This window comes from Kushneria phyllosphaerae, from assembly GCF_900312995.1.
Lineage (GTDB): Bacteria > Pseudomonadota > Gammaproteobacteria > Pseudomonadales > Halomonadaceae > Kushneria > Kushneria phyllosphaerae.
In genome coordinates this window covers 104,908-124,228 of record NZ_ONZI01000001.1, presented here as the reverse complement: position 1 = coordinate 124,228, position 19,321 = coordinate 104,908, and the positions used below count along the sequence as shown (strand labels likewise).

General features: G+C 59.7%; 16 protein-coding genes. 12 read left to right on the top strand and 4 right to left on the bottom strand.

What is annotated here, in order from left to right; genetic code table 11:
* Window positions 1–166: 166 nt before the first annotated feature.
* Window positions 167–775, top strand: a complete 609-nt coding sequence (wrbA, locus tag KSP9073_RS00550) for an NAD(P)H:quinone oxidoreductase (RefSeq protein ID WP_108841017.1) — start codon at window positions 167–169, stop codon at window positions 773–775.
* A 114-nt stretch (window positions 776–889) separates the two neighbouring features.
* On the opposite strand, the gene KSP9073_RS00545 is transcribed toward wrbA, so the two are convergent.
* Both KSP9073_RS00545 and KSP9073_RS00540 read right to left on the bottom strand, forming a co-directional pair.
* Complete coding sequence (locus KSP9073_RS00545) at window positions 890–1,522, bottom strand: peroxiredoxin (RefSeq protein ID WP_108841016.1); 633 nt, start codon at window positions 1,520–1,522, stop codon at window positions 890–892.
* A gap of 171 nt (window positions 1,523–1,693) precedes the next feature.
* Complete coding sequence (locus KSP9073_RS00540; protein ID WP_108841015.1) at window positions 1,694–1,996, bottom strand: hypothetical protein; 303 nt, start codon at window positions 1,994–1,996, stop codon at window positions 1,694–1,696.
* Window positions 1,997–2,127: 131 nt separating this feature from the next.
* On the opposite strand from KSP9073_RS00540, the gene ligB reads away from it, so the two are divergent.
* Window positions 2,128–3,870 carry an NAD-dependent DNA ligase LigB gene (gene ligB / locus KSP9073_RS00535; RefSeq protein ID WP_108841014.1) on the top strand — a complete coding sequence of 581 codons (1,743 nt, stop codon included), beginning with the start codon at window positions 2,128–2,130 and terminating at the stop codon, window positions 3,868–3,870.
* A gap of 312 nt (window positions 3,871–4,182) precedes the next feature.
* Complete coding sequence (locus KSP9073_RS00530; RefSeq protein WP_108841013.1) at window positions 4,183–4,386, top strand: hypothetical protein; 204 nt, start codon at window positions 4,183–4,185, stop codon at window positions 4,384–4,386.
* A 212-nt stretch (window positions 4,387–4,598) separates the two neighbouring features.
* Here KSP9073_RS00530 and typA read toward each other — a convergent pair whose 3' ends face one another.
* Window positions 4,599–6,431, bottom strand: coding sequence for a translational GTPase TypA (gene typA / locus KSP9073_RS00525; protein WP_108841012.1), 1,833 nt, complete (start codon window positions 6,429–6,431; stop codon window positions 4,599–4,601).
* A 527-nt stretch (window positions 6,432–6,958) separates the two neighbouring features.
* Here typA and glnA point away from each other — a divergent pair.
* The 6 genes from glnA to KSP9073_RS00495 all read left to right on the top strand — a co-directional run bounded on the left by glnA (window position 6,959) and on the right by KSP9073_RS00495 (window position 14,163).
* Window positions 6,959–8,365 carry a glutamate--ammonia ligase gene (gene glnA, locus KSP9073_RS00520; RefSeq protein WP_108841011.1) on the top strand — a complete coding sequence of 469 codons (1,407 nt, stop codon included), beginning with the start codon at window positions 6,959–6,961 and terminating at the stop codon, window positions 8,363–8,365.
* A gap of 182 nt (window positions 8,366–8,547) precedes the next feature.
* The gene (locus tag KSP9073_RS00515) at window positions 8,548–9,078 is read left to right on the top strand and encodes a DUF4124 domain-containing protein (RefSeq protein WP_165814112.1); all 531 of its coding nucleotides are present in this window, start codon (window positions 8,548–8,550) and stop codon (window positions 9,076–9,078) included.
* Window positions 9,079–9,247: 169 nt separating this feature from the next.
* Window positions 9,248–10,333 carry a nitrogen regulation protein NR(II) gene (gene glnL, locus KSP9073_RS00510; protein WP_108841964.1) on the top strand — a complete coding sequence of 362 codons (1,086 nt, stop codon included), beginning with the start codon at window positions 9,248–9,250 and terminating at the stop codon, window positions 10,331–10,333.
* Window positions 10,326–11,741 carry a nitrogen regulation protein NR(I) gene (ntrC, locus tag KSP9073_RS00505; RefSeq protein WP_108841009.1) on the top strand — a complete coding sequence of 472 codons (1,416 nt, stop codon included), beginning with the start codon at window positions 10,326–10,328 and terminating at the stop codon, window positions 11,739–11,741. Before glnL ends, ntrC begins: the two co-directional genes overlap by 8 nt.
* A gap of 129 nt (window positions 11,742–11,870) precedes the next feature.
* Complete coding sequence (locus tag KSP9073_RS00500) at window positions 11,871–12,734, top strand: isocitrate lyase/PEP mutase family protein (protein ID WP_108841008.1); 864 nt, start codon at window positions 11,871–11,873, stop codon at window positions 12,732–12,734.
* A 91-nt stretch (window positions 12,735–12,825) separates the two neighbouring features.
* On the top strand, window positions 12,826–14,163 hold the full coding sequence (locus KSP9073_RS00495; RefSeq protein ID WP_108841007.1) for a deoxyguanosinetriphosphate triphosphohydrolase: 1,338 nt from the start codon (window positions 12,826–12,828) through the stop codon (window positions 14,161–14,163).
* A gap of 96 nt (window positions 14,164–14,259) precedes the next feature.
* Here KSP9073_RS00495 and KSP9073_RS00490 read toward each other — a convergent pair whose 3' ends face one another.
* Entirely contained in the window at window positions 14,260–15,873 is a 1,614-nt protein-coding gene (locus tag KSP9073_RS00490; RefSeq protein ID WP_108841006.1) for a carbohydrate porin, read from the bottom strand.
* Window positions 15,874–16,130: 257 nt separating this feature from the next.
* Between KSP9073_RS00490 and KSP9073_RS00485 the strand changes: the two genes are divergently transcribed.
* Genes KSP9073_RS00485 through KSP9073_RS00475 form a run of 3 tightly spaced genes read left to right on the top strand, consistent with a single transcriptional unit; the run spans window position 16,131 to window position 19,272 of the window.
* Entirely contained in the window at window positions 16,131–17,402 is a 1,272-nt protein-coding gene (locus tag KSP9073_RS00485; RefSeq protein WP_108841005.1) for an ABC transporter substrate-binding protein, read from the top strand.
* A 20-nt stretch (window positions 17,403–17,422) separates the two neighbouring features.
* Window positions 17,423–18,433: a carbohydrate ABC transporter permease gene (locus tag KSP9073_RS00480; protein WP_108841004.1), complete on the top strand. Its 1,011-nt coding sequence runs from the start codon at window positions 17,423–17,425 to the stop codon at window positions 18,431–18,433.
* An 8-nt stretch (window positions 18,434–18,441) separates the two neighbouring features.
* A complete protein-coding gene (locus KSP9073_RS00475; RefSeq protein WP_439330924.1) occupies window positions 18,442–19,272 on the top strand; it encodes a carbohydrate ABC transporter permease in 831 nt (276 codons plus the stop codon).
* Window positions 19,273–19,321 lie beyond the last annotated feature (49 nt).

Sequence of the window (19,321 nt, the reverse complement as noted above, 5' to 3'; positions counted from 1 at the left end):
TGTGTTCAAACGCGCTTAAGGCTCGTTGGGCGATACCCTGGAGGTGGCGCAGGGATGGCTTGTCATGAACCGGAAAACAGGCAGTATGACGATGGTTGCGCCAGGCTGATTCAGCGGCGCGCATTCTGCTGCATTTATTTCAGCGTTTTTGAGGGAGGTAACATCGATGTCACGCGTACTGGTACTGTATTACTCGATGTATGGCCATATCGAAACCATGGCCGAAGCGGTCGCCGAGGGCGCGCGCTCGGTGTCCGGCACCGAAGTCACCATCAAGCGGGTGCCCGAGACCATGAGTGAGGAAGCCTTCAAACAGGCCGGTGGCAAGGTGGATCAGACCGCCCCGGTGGCCGAGCCGTCCGAACTTGTCGACTATGATGCCATTATCCTTGGTACGCCGACCCGTTATGGCAACATGGCCGGGCAGATGCGCACCTTTCTGGACCAGACCGGTGGGCTATGGGCGAAAGGTGCCCTGCGCGGCAAGCTGGCCAGTGTCTTTACTTCCACCGGTACCGGCGGTGGCGAGGAGATGACCATCACCTCGAGCTGGACAACGCTGGCACACCACGGGATGGTGATCGTGCCGATCGGCTATGGGGTCGAGGAGCAGTTCGATATCTCTGAAGTGAGCGGCGGCACCCCTTACGGCGCCTCGACGCTGGCCGGCGGGGACGGTTCGCGTCAGCCCAGCGCGCGCGAGCTGAAAATTGCCCGCTTCCAAGGAGAGTACGTGGCAGGCTTTGCCAAAAAGCTGACCGCGCAGGTGCTGTAATGTAGCGATCTTCCCTGGCCAGACAACGTGATCAAAAAAACGCCCGACCAGATGATGGCCGGGCGTTTTTTATGGCGTGAGGCGGGCCATGATCATGCCCGCACTGTCAGCGCCTTATTTGTTGAGCTTGGTCATGCGCAGGTAGGGCTTTTTCTCGTCCCAGCCCTGCGGGAAGAGCTTGGCGGCTTCTTCGTTGCTCAGCGACGGCACGATGATGACGTCATCGCCCTTTTGCCAGTTCACAGGCGTTGCGACCTTTTCATTGTCGGTCAGCTGCAGGCTGTCGAGCACGCGCAGGATTTCCTGGAAGTTGCGCCCGGCGCTGGCCGGATAGGTCAGGGTCAGACGAACCTTCTTTTTGGGGTCGATGACAAAGACCGAACGGACCGTCAGGGTATCGTTGGCATTGGGATGAATCATGCCGTACTTCTCGCTTATGCTGCGATCAGCGTCGGCCAGCAGCGGGAAATTGAGCCCGCAGCCCTGAGTTTCCTCGATGTCGCCCTTCCAGGCGTGGTGGTCTTCAATCGGGTCAACCGACAGGCCAATGGCTTTGGTGTTGCGCTTGTCGAACTCGGGCTTCAGACGGGCCACTTCACCCAGCTCGGTAGTGCACACCGGTGTGAAGTCCTTGGGGTGAGAGAAGAGAATCGCCCAGCTATCGCCCAGCCACTCGTGAAAATTGATCACTCCCTCGGTGCTGTCCTGAGAGAAATCCGGTGCAGTATCGCCAAGTTGCAGCGCCATTTGTCACTCCTTTGGCCATCAATAAAAACGGGTGTCGGTAGAAGGGCCTGCGGCCAGTATCAGATCCGACGGGATGTCATGGTCAGATAATGACGACTTCAGGCCGCAGAACCAAACAACGAGTTGTCCTAACCTGGTTCCATTACAGTATAAAAAGAGGCTGTCAAAGCATCAATTGCTATAACGGATAAAGGCTCGATCCCGGTCGGGCACCAGTACGGTCTCGCCTTTGTGCAGGCCTTCGTGCTCATTGACGCGGGTCTCGTCCTCGGCGCTAAGACCCAGCACTTCGGCCACCGAGGTGTCCTCCCCCTGACGCTCCAGCACTTTCAGGCGCACATTGGCGCCCTCGTAGCGCGCTGTGATGATGTCACCGGCCTCGGGTTTTTTATGCAGGAACTGGGTCAACTCTTCATGGTCGGCGACATGATCGACGCCTTTCTGATCCCATGCGACTGCGCGTGCGTTGCTCATGACATGTCTCCTCGTTGGTCTCAAAAGTCTAGCAGTTTGCGCCTGTTGCGCTGAAGGCATTCGTCTTCAGAACGACGTTCTCTTGTCGATAGTGACCTCAGGGGTGACGAATATTGACGCATGAGGAAGCTATGGGATGGCAGCGCTGGATGATGGGCGGGGTAACACTGATGTGGCTGGCAATGCCCGCGATGGCAACTTCCGGAGCATGTCCGGCACCGGAGGCCATCGAGGGAAGACTCGAGTCTCTGGCCGCTCGGGTTGCCCTCTGGGATGAGGCCTATTATCAGCGCGGTGAGCGTCTGGTAACAGATGGGGTGCATGATCAGGCGCAGGCTCGCCTGGCGCACTGGCGCTTTTGTCTGGGTCAGCCCTTGCCTGAGGTGGTCCTGAGAGGCGGCGAACAGCGCCACGTCATTGCTCAGACAGGGCTGAACAAGCTGCCGGATCAGGCTGCGGTCGATCACTGGCTCAAGGCATTGCCACCGGGGCCGCTGTGGGTTCAGCCCAAGGTCGATGGCGTGGCGGTCACGCTGGTATATGGCAAGGGTCAGCTGATGAGAGCGACCAGTCGCGGTAACGGCCTGAGCGGTCAGGACTGGCTGGCCGGCGTTACCGGCATCGCCGCCATTCCCGAACGACTTGATGGCCCCACGCCCGAGCAGGTGGTGATTCAGGGCGAACTCTATCTCAAACGTCCCGAGCATGTTCAAGGCCGCGACGGCAGTGCCGGTGCGCGCGCCGATATTGCCGGACTGATGCAGCGTCATGACCTGAGCGCACAGGCGCGCGATCGGATCGGATTCTTTGCCTGGGCGCTGCCTGATGGCCCCGAAACTCTGGCGGCACGTAACCGGCAGCTGTCCGATTGGGGCTTTATGGATCCGCAGCGCTGGAGCCATCGGGTCAGCACCATTGAGGACGTGGCGCACTGGCGACAATACTGGTATCGACACGCCCTGCCCTTTGCCAGCGATGGCGTGGTGATCAAGCGCGACGTCCAGCCGCCGGGTCGGGTCTGGCGCGATACGCCGCCTGCACAGAGCGTGGCATGGAAATATCCCGTGGCTGATACGCTTGCCGAAGTCCGTGATGTCGAGTTTCGTATCGGTCGGACGGGACGCATCACGCCGGTGCTTGAACTTGAACCGGTCACGCTGGATGACCGCACGATTCGCCATGTCAGCGCCGGTTCTTTTGCACTCTGGCAAAAAGCCGACATTCGCCCGGGCGATCAGGTCAGAATCTCACTGGCCGGGCTGACCATTCCCCGGCTTGATGAGGTCGTGATTCGCAACGACCAGCGCGTGGCTCTGGAGATTCCCGACCCGAAAGCGTTCAACGCACTGAGCTGTCTGACACTCACACCCGGGTGTCGCGCACAGTTTCTGGCGCGCCTGACCTATCTGAGCAGCCGTGATGGGCTCGATATGTACGGCATTGGGGAGGGTACCTGGAAACGGTTAATTGACGCCGAAATGATCACTTCCTTGCTTGATTGGCGTGATCTGTCGCGCGCTACATTGCGCTCACTAAGCGGGGTCGGCGACACTCGGGCCACGCAGTGGCGCGCGGCATTCGATCAGGCAGGGCGAAAACCACTGCAGCAATGGCTGGCCGCACTGGAGCCGGCTCATGCCCGGTTTTACGGCTCTCAGCCTAAAGTCGTCTTTCGGTCAGCCGATAGTTTGAATCACATTGTATTCATGCGCTCGCTTGAAAACGCTGACTGGCAGGTGATGCCGGGGCTGAGCAGCAAAGATGCGGCCACGCTGTCGGCCTTCTGGCAGGACAGCACGGTGCAGGCGCTGCTTGATGAATGGCTCGCCGAAACAGGACCTTCGAGACAAAAGGATGATGCAAAAAATGGATGAGGTCGGTTTTTTTCATCATTCGGAGTATTGAAAAGTCGTATATCAATAGTTCTTTTCAATTTCCATGATACTAATTACTCAGTGTACTTTGCGTTACCTTCTGATACATTAAGTACTATAGAGTTACTGATTCGACGGCTTACCCGGTAATCATCCTTTGGACAGGGGATACCGATCAGGCAGGAGACATCAGCGGTTTGTTGGAGCACAGCGCCGCAGAGCAGGCGACCACCATCAGGAATATGGCTGTGCAAATTGGCTTCCATTGTAAAAACGTGTCGCACTGACGCCGCGTTGAGAGGAGATAGGACCATGGCACTGTTAATCATTGGCGGAATGGGTTACGCCCTGCTGGTCATGTTCATGCTGGGCGCGATGATGCTTTCCGGCCGGGCCTCGGATCGTGAAGCGCGTCGGCTGCAGCCGGTACCGGCCAATATATCCAGGGCTGTCGCTCGTACAGGCACGCAGCCGTCTACAGGCTTTTCGCCCATGGCTGGCCGCGACGCCGCCTGACCTTCATACCAGATCGTGAGCGGCAAAAAAGGCCGCTGCCCGAAAGCGCAGCGGCCTTTGCGTCTCTGAAGTCTCTGCCTTCCGGCGTTTTGATCTCTTATGGTTGCCGACTGGTGCATCCGGGCAGAACACGCCAATGGCACAGGACATAAAAAAACGGCCTGCATCGCTGCAGGCCGTTTTGTTGTCTACCTTACCGCTTTGGCGTGGTCTTACTTCTTGTTGCGCTTGCGGTCGGTTTCCTTGAGATGCTTCTTGCGGATGCGGATGAAGCCGGGCGTGACTTCCACCAGCTCATCGCTGTCCAGAAACTCGATGGCCTGCTCCAGCGTGAAGCGGATCGGCGGCGTCAGCACGATGTTTTCATCGTTGCCGGAAGCGCGCATGTTATCGAGCTTCTTGCCCTTGGTCGGATTGACCGACATATCATCGGAACGGTTATTGATCCCGATCAGCATGCCTTCATAGACCTCGGTGCCGTGATCGATGATCAGCTTGCCGCGATCCTGCAGGGTGTAGAGGGCATAAGCCAGCGCCTTGCCATCGACCATGGAGACCAGTACGCCGTTACGACGCTCGACGCCTGCGCCTTCCTTCAGCGGACCATAATGGTCAAAGCGGCTGGTCAGGATGCCGGTGCCGGAGGTCATGGTCAGAAACTGCGAACGGAAACCGATCAGACCGCGTGACGGAATCATGAAGTCCAGACGCACACGGCCCTTGCCGTCCGGGTTCATGTTGGTCAGCTCGCCCTTGCGATAGCCCAGTTCTTCCATGACCGAGCCCTGATGCTGCTCTTCACAGTCGATGATGACTTCTTCGTAGGGCTCCTGCTTCACGCCATCGATCTCGCGGATGATGACTTCGGGACGACCAACGGCCAGCTCATAGCCTTCACGACGCATGGATTCGATCAGCACCGACAGGTGCAGCTCGCCACGGCCGGAGACCTTGAACTTCTCGGCCGATTCACCCTGTTCAACGCGCAGGGCCACGTTGTGAATCAGTTCCTGATCCAAGCGGTCCTTGATGTTACGGCTGGTGACGTACTTGCCGTCACGGCCGGCGAACGGTGAATCGTTGACCTGGAAGGTCATCGAGACGGTCGGCTCATCGACGGTCAGCGCCGGCAGTGCTTCAACATTGGCCGGATCGCACAGCGTATCGGAGATGGCCAGATCATCGATGCCGGTAATGCAGACGATGTCGCCGGCACTGACTTCATCGGCCTGAACACGCTCAAGACCCAGGTGCGTCATGACCTGACCGATCTTGCCCTTGCGGGTGACGCCGTGACGAGAGATGACGCTGATCTGCTGGTTGGGACGTACGCGACCGCGCTTGACACGACCCAGACCGATAACGCCCACGTAGCTGTTGTAGTCCAGTGCCGAAATCTGCATCTGGAAGGGGCCATCAAGCTCAACGGCCGGCGGCTCGACGATATCGACGATGGCCTGGAACATCGGATCCATGTTGTCGGCCAGATCTTCCGGGTCCATGCCGGCGATACCGTTGAGCGCCGAGCAGTAGATGATCGGGAAGTCGAGCTGCTCGTCGGTGGCGCCCAGGTTGTCGAACAGATCAAAGATCTGATCGATGACCCAGTCAGGGCGCGCGCCCGGACGGTCGATCTTGTTGACCACGACGATCGGCTTGAGGCCCTGGGCAAAAGCCTTCTGGGTCACAAAGCGGGTCTGCGGCATCGGGCCATCAACGGCATCCACCAGCAGAAGTACGGAATCCACCATCGACATGACGCGTTCGACCTCACCACCAAAGTCGGCGTGCCCGGGGGTGTCGACGATGTTGATGTGGTAGTCGTGCCAGGTAATGGCCGTGTTCTTGGCCAGGATGGTAATACCGCGTTCCCTCTCCTGGTCGTTGGAGTCCATGATGCGCTCCTGGTTTTCCGCCTTGCGGTCCAGGGTGCCGGATTGAGCCAGCAGCTTGTCGACCAGCGTGGTCTTGCCGTGGTCAACGTGAGCAATGATGGCAATATTTCTCAGCTTCTCGATATTGCCGGAAGTAAGCGTGTCGGACATAACGCGTTTTCACCTTTGTGTACACGCGCCTGTTCTAGGGTAGGAACATGACCGTGCGTTGTTTCAACGGTCATGTCAGCAGCGTGCAATAAATTTGGCCCCGCATTGTATAGGCTAAGTCGTCGGTCGAATAGCTGGAATCGTGGCGCGGGCACTGTGAAATGCAATGAAATCGATTTGTGGTGACAGGATGACGACAGATCCTTTTCCCTTGATGCGCTATTTTGGTGCAATGAAGGCGTTTTTTGATCTCTAATGGTGCAGCATGATCGTTTGATGTCGGGTTCTCTTGTCAAATTTCGTCACCACAACAGATCCCATGCCTTCCGAGGATGTCTTTAAGCGTCTGTATTAGAAGATATTTTAAACAGAGGTGGCGTGTCATGCGCCATTTTGGCACGCTGCATGCATTATTTGGGGACACATCGGGACTTGCATGCACTGTGCTTGCGCGTGATACAACGGTGGCGAAGTGATGGCGTCCTGTTAACGGTTTTCAAGCAGTATCCTTTTATTGGAGGAGTCACATGTCAGAGAAAACGCTTGCCCTGATCGAAGAGAACGACATCAAGTGGGCAGATCTGCGCTTTACCGATACCAAGGGCAAGGAGCAGCACGTCACCATTCCCGCGCGCATGGTCGATGAAGAGTTCTTTGAAACCGGACAGATGTTCGATGGCTCCTCCATCGGCGGCTGGAAGGGCATCAACGAGTCCGACATGATCCTGATGCCTCAGGACGGTACGGGCTATATCGACCCCTTCACCGAAGATCCCACCATCGTTCTGCGCTGCGACATAATTGAGCCGGCCACCATGCAGGGCTATGAGCGTGATCCGCGCTCGATTGCCAAGCGCGCCGAAGCCTATTTGAGCAGCACCGGTCTGGGCGACACGGCCTTCTTCGGTCCCGAGCCCGAGTTCTTCATCTTTGATGAAGTGCACTTCAAGAATGACATGCATCACTCCTTTTTCCGCATCTCTTCCGAAGAGGGTGCCTGGGAGACCGATGGCAAGTTCGAAGGCGGCAACATGGGTCACCGTCCGCGCGTCAAGGGCGGCTACTTCCCGGTCCCGCCGGTCGACTCCTTCCACGACATCCGCAGCGCCATGTGTTCGACGCTCGAAGCCGTGGGTCAGAGCGTTGAAGTGCATCACCACGAAGTGGCCAATGCCGGTCAGAACGAAATCGGTGTGAAGTTCAACACGCTGGTGCAGAAGTGCGACGAAGTTCAGACCATGAAGTATGTGATCCACAACGTGGCCCATGCCTATGGCAAGACCGCGACCTTCATGCCCAAGCCGATGGCCGGTGATAACGGCTCCGGCATGCACGTTCACCAGTCCTTCTGGAAGGACGGCGAGAACATGTTCGCCGGTGATGAATACGCAGGTCTCTCTGAAACCGCGCTGTATTACATCGGTGGCGTGATCAAGCACGCGCGCGCCCTGAACGCGTTCACCAACCCGTCGACCAACTCCTACAAGCGTCTGGTTCCGGGCTTTGAAGCGCCGGTCATGCTGGCCTACAGCGCTCGCAACCGCTCTGCCTCGATCCGTATTCCCTACACCGCAAGCCCCAAGGGCAAGCGTGTCGAGACGCGATTCCCCGACCCGATGGCCAACCCGTATCTGGCCTTCTCCGCGCTGCTGATGGCCGGTATTGACGGTATTCGCAACAAGATCCATCCGGGCGAGGCGCTGGACAAGAACCTGTACGACCTGCCGGCTGAAGAAGCGCTCAACGTGCCCACGGTCGCTTCGAGCCTTGAAGAAGCCCTGCAGGCCCTCAAGGATGACCATGCCTTCCTGACTGAAGGTGGTGTGTTCACCGAAGAGATGCTCGATGCCTACATCGAACTCAAGATGGAAGATGTGACCGCGGTTCGCATGGTGCCAAGCCCCATGGAATACGATCTGTACTATAGTCTTTAAGATATAGCCTCCAGGGCCAGCGCCCCTGGCGTTTGAGGTGCGGCGCCCGCGTTCGGGCCTGCAAGGGAAAAGCCCCGTTTTAACGGGGCTTTTTATCGTCTGGTGGTTGGGTCCTTCCGGCAATAATGAGCGTTCCCTCTCCTTTTTGTGGAACCGCTGCCGTGTCGGGTCGCTCTTGTCACATGATGCTGTGGACGATCGTGGTCTGTTTGCTGCTGGCCGCCGCCACGTCGCAGGCCCGTGCAGCGGTCTATCGCCACACGGATGCACAGGGCAACATCGTCTGGAGCGATCATCCCGGTGGCACCCGGACCGCGATACGCGCTCCACGTGTGCTGTCGCCTGGCGGTGCCTCTGACGCTTCCGTGCTCCTCCCCGCTGCGCCCCTGCGCTTTACGCCCTATCAGCGCGTGCTTCTCAGGCCTCGTTCCGCGCCCGTAACCCTTGAGCAGGCGCGCCGTGGTATCCCTCTGCGTCTTGAAACCGCCCCGCGCCTGCGCACCGGCGATCGAGTACAGCTGAGCGTTGATGGCCAACGGCATCAATCGCCTCTTTTCAGCCATGTGCTGATGGCGATGGGACTCACGGCCGGCCGTCATGCGCTGGTTGCCGAAATTATTGATAGCGCAGGGACCGTTCGTCAGCGCTCAAAGGTCATGGCGCTTGAGGTGCTGGCCGTGTCAGATAACGAAGCGTCGCCACGCAAGAAATAACCCTGCTGGTCTTTTTGCACCACAATGGTGCACCATGGTTTGCGATGGGATATCGCTGGGCCACTTTCGTGCTCACAGTACGAAAGGCCTTCCCCTTGTGGTGCGACATTCGTCATATGTGGCGCGCTTTTTGCACTATCAAAGGGAAACAACGTTTATGAGGGGCTTCATGCATCAACGCCTGCTGGAACATCTCACCACGGCCGTGGTGTTGCTGGATGCACAGTTAAGCGTTCGCTGGCTTAATCCGGCTGCAGAAGCCCTGATGGGGCTGAGCCTTTCCCGGGTGCAGGGCACAACGCTTGAGTGTCTGGAAGGAGAGGACGGTCGTATCGCGACCATGCTGGCAGACGCCCTGTGCCGTCAGCATCCCTATACCCAGCGCGAAACACAGTTGGCCATGGCGGGTGGGGAGCGCATTACGGTGGATTACACCGCCACGCCGCTTTCGAAAACCGAGCTGTTGCTGGAGTTCGAGCCCCGCGATCGTCTTATGCGCATCTCGCGCGAGGAGTCACTGATTGCGCGCCAGGAAATGGTCAAGGTGCTGACCCGGGGGCTGGCCCATGAGGTCAAGAACCCGCTGGGTGGCATCCGAGGCGCCGCGCAGCTTCTGGAGCGTGACCTGCCCAATGAAAGTCTGACCGAATTTACTCACATCATCATCGAAGAAGCCGATCGCCTGCGCGATCTGGTGGATCGAATGCTGGGGCCCAATCGGCCGGTCGAACAGCAGCCCATCAACGTGCATGAGGTGGTCGAGCGGGTGCGTGCCCTGCTGCAGGCCGAGACCGACACCATCGCGCTGGTGCGGGACTATGACCCCAGTCTGCCCTTGATCATGGGCGATTTCGGTCAGCTCATTCAGGCCGTGCTGAACGTGACCCGCAATGCAGTTCAGGCGCTCAATGAAAACGCAACCGAATCACCGACGGTCATCCTGCGCACCCGGGCGCGGCGGCAGTTCACTCTGGGGGCCGAGCGTCATCGGCTGGTATGCGAGGTTTGTGTGATCGATAACGGCCCGGGCGTTCCCGAAACACTGGCAGAGTCGCTGTTTTACCCGATGATTTCCGGGCGGGCAGAAGGCAGCGGGCTGGGGCTGTCCATCGCCCAGTCGATTCTGCATCAGCATCAGGGGCTGATCGAATGTGAAAGCCGCCCCGGCCATACCGAATTTCGTCTTCTGATTCCGCTGGAAGGATTCAGCGAACCCGAACAAGACCGACAAGAGAAGGGAGACACCCATGAGTGATACGGCCCGCGTCTATATCGTGGATGATGACCGCGCCATCCGCTGGGTACTCGAGCGTACGCTCGCCCAGCCCGACATCGAAGTCTCAAGCTTTGAGCGGGCCGATCAGGCCGAGGAGGCCATCAATCGACAGCCGCCCGATGTGCTGCTCACCGACATTCGCATGCCCGGTGTCGACGGGCTGGATCTGATGGCGCGCGTACGCGAGCGTCACGCCGACATGCCGGTGATCATCATGACGGCGCACTCGGATCTCGACAGTGCCGTGGCGTCCTATCAGGGCGGTGCCTTTGAATACCTGCCCAAGCCCTTCGATGTCGACGATGCGCTGTCACTGGTGCGCCGCGCTGTGGCCCATGCCCGCGAGCGTCAGGCACCGGCCCGGGTGCCCGAAGGCATTCAGGCCGAGATCATCGGTGAAGCGCCGGCCATGCAGGAGGTGTTTCGTGCCATCGGGCGACTGTCGCACTCCCACATCACGGTGATGATCAACGGCGAGTCGGGCACCGGCAAGGAGCGGGTCGCGCGTGCCCTGCACCAGCACAGCCCGCGGGGCCATCAGTCCTTCATTGCCCTGAACATGGCGGCCATTCCGCGTGACCTGATGGAGTCCGAACTTTTCGGTCACGAAAAGGGCGCCTTTACCGGAGCGACGGCCCAGCGCCGCGGTCGCTTCGAGCAGGCCGATGGCGGCACGCTGTTTCTCGATGAAATCGGTGACATGCCGGCCGAGACCCAGACGCGGCTGTTGCGCGTGCTGGCCGATGGCGAGTTCTATCGGGTCGGCGGGCATGTCCCGGTGCGGGTGGATGTGCGCATTATCGCCGCGACCCACCAGCATCTGGAAAAGCTGGTCGAGGAGGGGCGCTTTCGCGAGGACCTCTTTCACCGGCTCAACGTGATTCGCGTGCATCTGCCAAGACTCTCCGAGCGGCGCGAAGACATCCCGCGGCTGGCCCGCCACTTTCTGGCCGAGGCGGCCCGTGAGCTCTCCGCCGAGCCCAAGATGCTTACCGAGGCCGCCGAGCAGCATCTCTCGCATCTGCCCTGGCCGGGCAACGTGCGTCAGCTGGAAAACACCTGCCGCTGGCTGACCGTCATGGCGTCCAGTCGTGAAGTGCTCATTGATGATCTGCCACCGGAGCTTCGTGATCTCGAAAGTCCCGGCGAAGGGAGCGGTGACTGGCGCAGTGCCTTTCGTGAATGGGCGGATCGGGCGCTGGCCGCCGGCCATACCCATTTACTGGAAGAAGCCGTGCCGGATTTTGAGCGCATCCTGATCGAGACGGCGCTCAAGCACACCGGCGGGCGCAAGGGCGAGGCCGCCGAACTGCTGGGCTGGGGGCGCAATACCCTGACCCGCAAGCTCAAGGTGCTTCTGCCGGCGCTGGCCGACAGCGCCGACTAGATCGGACCTGTTCCGTCGCGTTTCAGGGCGCTCCGTGTTGGTGCGTTATGGGACAAACGTATAAAGTAGATCGCCATCAAGGATGGGCCGCCAGGGCCCATCGCCGCTTTCTGATGTTCAGGAGTTGTCATGGCTACCCCTTCCCAGCACGATCTGCGCTACCAGTTTCGCGACCTGCTTGCCCGCGAGGACTGCTACTTCACTGCCTCGACCTTTGATCCCATGTCGGCCCGTATTGCGGCGGACCTGGGGTTTGAAGTCGGCATTCTGGGCGGTTCGGTGGCCTCGCTGCAGGTGCTTGCGGCACCTGACTTTGCCCTGATCACGCTGAGTGAGTTTGTCGAACAGGCCACCCGTATCGGTCGCGTGGCGCGCCTGCCGATCATTGCCGATGCCGACCATGGCTACGGCAACGCGCTCAACGTGATGCGCACCATTACCGAGCTCGAGCGGGCCGGCGTGGCTGCCCTGACCATCGAAGACACGCTGCTGCCGGCCAAGTACGGGCGTAAATCCACCGATCTGGTGCCGCTGGAAGAGGGTGTGGGCAAGATTCGCGCGGCCCTTGAGGCCCGTATTGACCCCGCCATGTCCATCTTTGCCCGTACCAATGCCGGGGTGCTCAGCACTGAAGACGCCACCACGCGCGCCATGGCCTACGAACGTGCCGGGGCTGACGGCATCTGCATGGTCGGCATTCGCGATTTTGATCATCTGGAAAGCATCGCCGAACACCTGAACATTCCCCTGATGCTGGTCACCTACGATAATCCCGAACTGCGCGACCGTGAGCGGCTGGCGCGGGCCGGCGTGCGCGTGGTGGTCAACGGCCACGGTGCCTATTTTGCCGCCATCAAGGCCACCTATGACTGCCTGCGCGAGCAGCGCCAGATTGCCGATGGCAACCTGAACGCCTCAGAGCTCTCCACGCGCTACTCAACGCTTGAAGAAAATCGTGAATGGGCGCGCCGCTATATGGACGTCAACGAATAAGCGGACGTTAACGAATAAACGCCGGCAAGTGCCGGGGATTCATCAGTGAATGGCCGGCGCCTGTCGTGCGGGCCCCAGGGGACGAGGCGACATGAGTCAAATGCAGTGGGAGCAGTTGCTGGCCCCCGTGCGTCTGGATGACAAGACGACCGAACGAGAGCGTGAAATCGGTCGCAGTCCTTTCCACAAGGACTTTGATCGCATCGTCTTTTCAGGCTCGTTTCGCCGTCTGGGGCGCAAGACGCAGGTACATCCGCTGACCGAAAACGATCATATCCACACCCGGTTGACCCATTCGCTGGAAGTCGGCTGCGTGGGTCGCAGTCTGGGCATGATCGTGAGTGAGCGTTTGAGCGATCGCCTGCCGGGCTGGATCACGCCAGCGGATATGGGCGTGATCGTGCAGGCGGCCTGCCTGAGTCATGACATCGGCAACCCGCCCTTTGGCCATGCCGGCGAGTACGCCATTCGCGATTGGTTCAAGCGCGCCGAAGCCGACGGCACCGGCTTTCTGGAGGCGCTGAATCCGACCCAGCGGGCAGATCTTCTGACCTATGAAGGCAACGCCCAGGGATTTCGGGTGGTCACCCAGATCGAATACAACCAGTTCAACGGCGGCATGCGCCTGACCGCGCCGACGCTCGGGGCAATGCTCAAGTATCCCTGGACCGTGGAGCGGGCGGGGCTGGCCGGCAAGTTTGGGGCCTATCAGTCGGAGAGCCGGCAGCTTGAGCGCGTGGCGGGCCTGCTCGGGCTCAAGCGCTTGAGCGATCATGCCTGGTGTCGTCATCCCTTTGCCTGGCTGGTCGAGGCCGCCGATGACATCTGCTATGCCCTGCTCGATCTCGAGGATGGTCTGGAAATGGGCATCCTGCGCTTTGAAGAAGTCGCCGGCGTACTGACCCATATCGCCGGCGGCGAGCCCGAGGATTACGCCCGCATGTCGTTCGAGAACGTCTCCCAGCGTCGGCGGATAGCGGCGCTGCGCGGTGCGGCCATGGAGCGGGCGGTCAATGAAGTGGCGGCGACCTTTGTCACCCATGAGCAGGCGCTGCTTGAAGGCAGTCTGGAAGATGACCTGCTGGATTTATGTCATCCGGATCTGGGCTGGGGGGTGAGCGAGGCCAAGAAAATTGCCCGCGACCGCATCTTTCGCAATGCGCGCAAGGCCAAACTCGAGATCGGTGCCTACACGACGCTGGGCATCCTGCTGGAAGCCTTTATCGGCGCGGCGCATGAGCTGCATTTCACCGGACAGTCCAGCTTCAAGCATCAACGTGTGCTGGCCCTGATCGGCGAAAACACCCCGCAGACCCAGTGGCCGCTATATGACAGCTATCGCCGCATGCTTGATTTCATTGGCGGCATGACGGACAACTTCGCGGTCGATCTCGCCCAGGAGATGGGCGGCAGGCTGCGCGGAGAGTAACGCCAAAAAAGCAGGCGCAGGGCAGATCAGGACCAAAAAAACGCTGGGTGCGGCATGGCCGCACCCCGCGTTTTTCGTTGGAAACTTCGTGTTCCTTTAGAACCACACCTCCATCTGGGTGCCGAAGGTCCACTCGCTGCCGGTAAAGCCGTCGCTGCCCAGTGCGTCATCATTGGAGAAGTTGTTGAGGTCATCGTCCCAGTCGCTCCAGGTGGCGAACAGGCGAATCTCGGGACGGTTCCAGAAATCGCCAACCTGCGGTTTGAAGGTGGGCGCAATGGTCAGGCGCGTATAGCCGCCGTTGACGCTCTCAAATACCTGACGAGTCTGGTTGCCATCGGGGCCCGTCAAATACCCATATCCAGCGGGGTCTAGATCCATCCACTGGTAGCTCGCCTCGTACTGCATCTCGAAGTTCTCGGTCAGCTCGTTGGCCAGCCGCGCGCTGAGGGTGACCCAGTCATAGCGATCGCCGTCGGCGTAGCGGTCGTGGCTGGTCTGGGCCAGCAGCGCCGGGGCAATACGCCATTTGGGGGCGAGATAGGTGGTGCCATAGATCGCCAAGCGACCGGTATTGGCGTCTTCGTTCAGATTGCCGTCAGAACCCAGCGCCTTGACCTCAGCGCCCAACCCGTGGCCGTACATCAGGGCTGTCTTGAAGGTGCCTTCGCCCATGCCAAAGAAGCTGTCGCCATGGTAGGCCACCATGGTATGGAAACCGTCTTCGGCGACGTTGTCGCCCGGTATGCCGCCGCGTGGGTCATTGTCCCGCTCGTCGTTGTCGTTGGCCGACATACCGCTGACCATCCACTGCCAGGGGCCAAAGCGGTTGTTGGACGTCAGAATCAGGTTGTCGGTATCGCCCTGCAGATCGGGCTGCTCATCGGTGACAACGGGGTAGTTGCTGAAACTGCGGCCATAGAGCGAGAAACTGGTGTCCCAACTGTCGGTCACGCTGATGTCATAGATCCCCGCGCCGGTGCCGGCGAGGAAGATAATATCGCTGTCGAGCCAGTGGATATCGAAGTTGTCGCGATCAAAGCGCTTGCCCGCCCAGATCGAGGCATTTTCAAACGCGCCGGTGAAACTCGGCAGGTCGCTGAACTCGACAAAGGCCTGGCGCACGTTGAGATCTGATTCATCGGCGGTCCAGTCGTTGCTGGTGGTGACGCCATCGGCCAGCATGATGCGATACAGCGCCTTGGAACCGTTGTCGTAGCGCTGATTGTAGTCAAAGACCGTTTCGACGTAGGTGTCCGGCTCGTTGCCCAGTCGACCCACGGCACCTCCCGAGCGGCCGGCCGGCGTCAGATAGGGGCCGCCGGGTGCGCTTTTGCGATCGCTGCCGATCAAGAGCCCCGAGCGGGCGTAGACGCTCATCGACAGTCCTTCCGCTTCGTCCTCTATGCCTTCTTCACGTACCGGAGAGGGAATGCTGCCAGCTGAAAGTTCCTCTTTTCCGGCATCCTGTGACGTGTTGCCCTGAACCAGCTGCGGCGAGCCCTGCTGCTTTTCCAGCGCCGCTTCGGCCTGGGCGGCGCGCTGTTCGGCCTGGCTGGCTCGACGCTCAGAGGCGGCTATGCGCGCTTCCAGCTCGGCGAGTCGCTGTTCGATGGAGCTGTCAGCGGCCAGCGCGCTGGTGGGCAGGGCCAGCGCCAGCGCAACGGCAACGGCCAGGGGGTGACGCGTGAAGCGGTGAGGCGAAGGCATGGTGATGTCCCTTGTTTATGGTTGTTGTCACGATCCTTCTGCTCGTTGACTCGGCAGTCTTGTTATGCACGCAGTGGGTGCAGGATCGTAAAGGGAACTTACAGAGCCCTGGTTAAGGTTTCACTCATACATTGGTCTCTGTGACAAAAGGTTATAAATCCATTGTCCAATGTCGCTATCGTGTGGCGAAAAGTACCTTTTCGGATTGACTTAAACGATTAAGCCAAACATCTGGCGTTCGCCCAGGAGGCGCTGTCATGAAATCCGGATTGATTCCCGCAGGCTGTCTGTTGATGGTCGTCGGCGTCGTCTCGCAGGCGACTGCGGCTGATCTCACCATTTCCTGTGGCGCCGTGGGCGCCGAGCTGCAGCTTTGCAAGGCCGGGGTTGAACGCTGGGAGGCCAAAAGCGGCCACAGTGTCGAGGTTGTCTCCACGCCCAATTCGGCCACCGAGCGGCTGTCGCTTTACCAGCAGATTCTCAGCTCGCGCTCCGGCGACATCGATGTGTTTCAGATCGATGTGGTATGGCCCGGCATGCTGGCGCCCCATCTGATCGATCTAAATGAACATCTGCCAAAAGGTGCTACCGACGGCTTTTTTGAGGCCATCGTCGACAACAACACCGTCGATGGCAGGCTGGTGGCAATGCCCTGGTTCACCGACGCCGGTGTGCTCTATTACCGCAAGGATCTGCTCGACAAATACGGCCTTGAAGTCCCCGCCACCTGGGAGGCACTGACCGATGCGGCGCATACCGTGCAGGCCGGTGAGCGCAAGGCCGGGCACGGTGATTTCTGGGGCTATGTGTTTCAGGGCCGCGCCTACGAAGGGTTGACCGTCAACGCGCTGGAGTGGATCGCCAGCTATCCCGATGGCGGCACCATCGTCGATGAGGACGGCAAAATTACCGTCAATAACCCTCAGGCGGCGAAAGCACTGTCGCAGGCCGCCGGATGGATCGACGATATCTCACCGAGAGGCGTGCTCAACTACACCGAAGAGGAGGCGCGCGGCGTCTTCCAGTCGGGTAATGCGTTGTTCATGCGCAACTGGCCCTACGCCTGGGATCTGGTGCAGTCCGAGCAGAGCAGCATTCGTGACCGGGTCGATGTCGCCCCCCTGCCTGCCGGTGGCAAGGATGGCCATAGTGCCGGAGTGCTGGGCGGCTGGAATCTGGCGGTATCGCGCTACAGCGATCATCCCGACATGGCCGCCGATCTGGTCGCCTTTCTCACCTCGCTCGATGAGCAAAAGCGTCGCGCCATTGATGGCGCCTACAACCCGACACTGCCAGCGCTCTATCAGGATGAAGAAGTACTGGCGGCGGTGCCCTTTTTCGGCACGCTTTATGAGACCTTCACTTCAGCAGTCCCGCGACCGGCCGCCGTCACCGGCGACAACTATCCTCGCGTCTCCAATGCCTTTTTTAACACGGTGCATGAAGTGCTTTCCGGCAATGTCGCCGCCGATCAGGGGCTTGAGCGTCTTGAAGGTGAGCTTGAGCGTATCAAACGTCGTCGCTGGTAAGACGCTCGAAGGAGCACATCATGGCCGCACAAGAGTCGAACGACGCCCCGTCTGAAAATGCCCGTTACCCAGGAGGTAACGGGTCATCAAGGCCATCGGCCGAAGGCCCGCATCGCGAGCGTGGCACCCGGGTACGTCGCCAGCGGGTGCGTGCGGCCTGGCTGTTTCTGACGCCCATGCTGATCGGGCTGGCGGTGGTTGCCGGCTGGCCGCTGATGCGTACCTTCTGGTTCAGTCTGACCGATGCCAGCCTGTCCAGCCTTGGGGGCGCGCAGTTCATTGGCTTCGAAAATTATCTGGTTTTCGATAACGGCTGGTATGGCATTCTTGCCGACCCGCTGTGGTGGCAGTCGGTGTGGAATACGCTCTATTTCACCCTGATTTCGGTGTCACTGGAAGCGGTGCTGGGCGTGATCGTGGCAATGGTGCTCAATGCCCGCTTTCGCGGCCGCACTCTGGTGCGTGCAGCCATGTTGATCCCCTGGGCGATTCCGACGGTGGTATCGGCCAAGATCTGGGCGTGGATGCTCAATGACCAGTTCGGCATCATCAACCATATGCTGCTGGGGGTCGGATTGATCGATACACCGCTGTCATGGACGGCGGATGCCAGCCTTTCCATGTGGGCGGTCATCATGGTCGATGTCTGGAAGGCCACTCCCTTCGTAGCGCTTTTGGTGCTCGCGGCGCTACAGATGCTGCCCAGCGACTGTTATGAGGCGGCAAGGGTCGACGGTATTTCTCCAGTGAAGGTTTTCTTTCGCGTGACGCTGCCCTTGATCACCCCGGCGCTGCTGGTGGCAGTGATTTTTCGGGCGCTGGATGCGCTGCGCGTGTTCGATGTGATCTACGTGCTGACGTCCAACGCAGCCTCGACCATGACCATGTCGATCTACGCTCGACAGCAACTGGTCGAGTTCCAGGATGTGGGGTATGGCAGTGCGGCCTCGACGCTTCTGTTCATGATCATCGCACTGGTGACGGTGGTTTACCTCTACCTCGGGCGCCATCGGCTGGGAGGGGGTAAATGAGCCTGCGCATGCTGAAGTCCATCCTTTTGAAAATCGGCTTCTGGGCGCTGGTCGCCGTGCTGGTGCTCTACGCCGTTTTTCCCTTCTACTACGCGGTCGTGACCTCACTGAAACCCTCAAGCGAGCTGTTTGAGGTGAGCTACTGGGTCGATAGTATCGATTTTTTCAATTACGCCGCGGTGCTTTCTCAGCCCACGTTTCTGGCAGCCATCCGCAACTCCGTGCTCGTGGCGGTCAGCGTGGTGATCATTGCGCTGCTGCTGGGTCTGACCGCGGCCTGGGCGCTCGGTCGAGTGCGTTTTCGCGGGCGCACCATGGTCATGATGATCGTGCTGGGCGTGTCGATGTTCCCTCAGGTGGCGGTGCTGTCGGGGCTTTTTGAGGTCATTCGCACGCTTGATCTCTACAACTCGCCCGGCGGTCTGATTCTGAGCTACACCATTTTTACCCTGCCATTTACGGTGTGGATTCTGACCACTTTTATGCGCCAGTTGCCCGATGAACTCGAAGAAGCCGCCATCGTCGATGGGGCTTCCCCCTGGATAACGCTAACGAAGGTGTTCATGCCGCTGCTGTGGCCGGCCATGGTGACCACAGGGCTTCTGGCCTTCATTGCGGCATGGAATGAGTTCCTCTTTGCCCTGACCTTCACGCTGACCGATACCCAGCGCACGGTGCCGGTCGCGATCGCGCTGATTTCCGGCGGCAGCCAGTATGAATTGCCCTGGGGGCCCATCATGGCGGCCTCGGTGATCGTTACTGTACCGCTGGTGGTGCTGGTGGTGATCTTCCAGCGTCGCATCGTCTCCGGTCTGACGGCGGGTGCCGTCAAGGGCTGATATCGAAACGCCTGCCACGCTTTGGCGTGGCCCGCTCTGCAGGAGGTAG

Coding starts and splice junctions, on each gene's coding strand:
- wrbA (WP_108841017.1), top strand. CDS start 167: ATGTCACGCGTACTGGTACTGTATTACTCGATGTATGGCCATATCGAA.
- KSP9073_RS00545 (WP_108841016.1), bottom strand. CDS start 1,522: ATGGCGCTGCAACTTGGCGATACTGCACCGGATTTCTCTCAGGACAGC.
- KSP9073_RS00540 (WP_108841015.1), bottom strand. CDS start 1,996: ATGAGCAACGCACGCGCAGTCGCATGGGATCAGAAAGGCGTCGATCAT.
- ligB (WP_108841014.1), top strand. CDS start 2,128: ATGGGATGGCAGCGCTGGATGATGGGCGGGGTAACACTGATGTGGCTG.
- KSP9073_RS00530 (WP_108841013.1), top strand. CDS start 4,183: ATGGCACTGTTAATCATTGGCGGAATGGGTTACGCCCTGCTGGTCATG.
- typA (WP_108841012.1), bottom strand. CDS start 6,431: ATGTCCGACACGCTTACTTCCGGCAATATCGAGAAGCTGAGAAATATT.
- glnA (WP_108841011.1), top strand. CDS start 6,959: ATGTCAGAGAAAACGCTTGCCCTGATCGAAGAGAACGACATCAAGTGG.
- KSP9073_RS00515 (WP_165814112.1), top strand. CDS start 8,548: ATGATGCTGTGGACGATCGTGGTCTGTTTGCTGCTGGCCGCCGCCACG.
- glnL (WP_108841964.1), top strand. CDS start 9,248: ATGCATCAACGCCTGCTGGAACATCTCACCACGGCCGTGGTGTTGCTG.
- ntrC (WP_108841009.1), top strand. CDS start 10,326: ATGAGTGATACGGCCCGCGTCTATATCGTGGATGATGACCGCGCCATC.
- KSP9073_RS00500 (WP_108841008.1), top strand. CDS start 11,871: ATGGCTACCCCTTCCCAGCACGATCTGCGCTACCAGTTTCGCGACCTG.
- KSP9073_RS00495 (WP_108841007.1), top strand. CDS start 12,826: ATGAGTCAAATGCAGTGGGAGCAGTTGCTGGCCCCCGTGCGTCTGGAT.
- KSP9073_RS00490 (WP_108841006.1), bottom strand. CDS start 15,873: ATGCCTTCGCCTCACCGCTTCACGCGTCACCCCCTGGCCGTTGCCGTT.
- KSP9073_RS00485 (WP_108841005.1), top strand. CDS start 16,131: ATGAAATCCGGATTGATTCCCGCAGGCTGTCTGTTGATGGTCGTCGGC.
- KSP9073_RS00480 (WP_108841004.1), top strand. CDS start 17,423: ATGGCCGCACAAGAGTCGAACGACGCCCCGTCTGAAAATGCCCGTTAC.
- KSP9073_RS00475 (WP_439330924.1), top strand. CDS start 18,442: ATGCTGAAGTCCATCCTTTTGAAAATCGGCTTCTGGGCGCTGGTCGCC.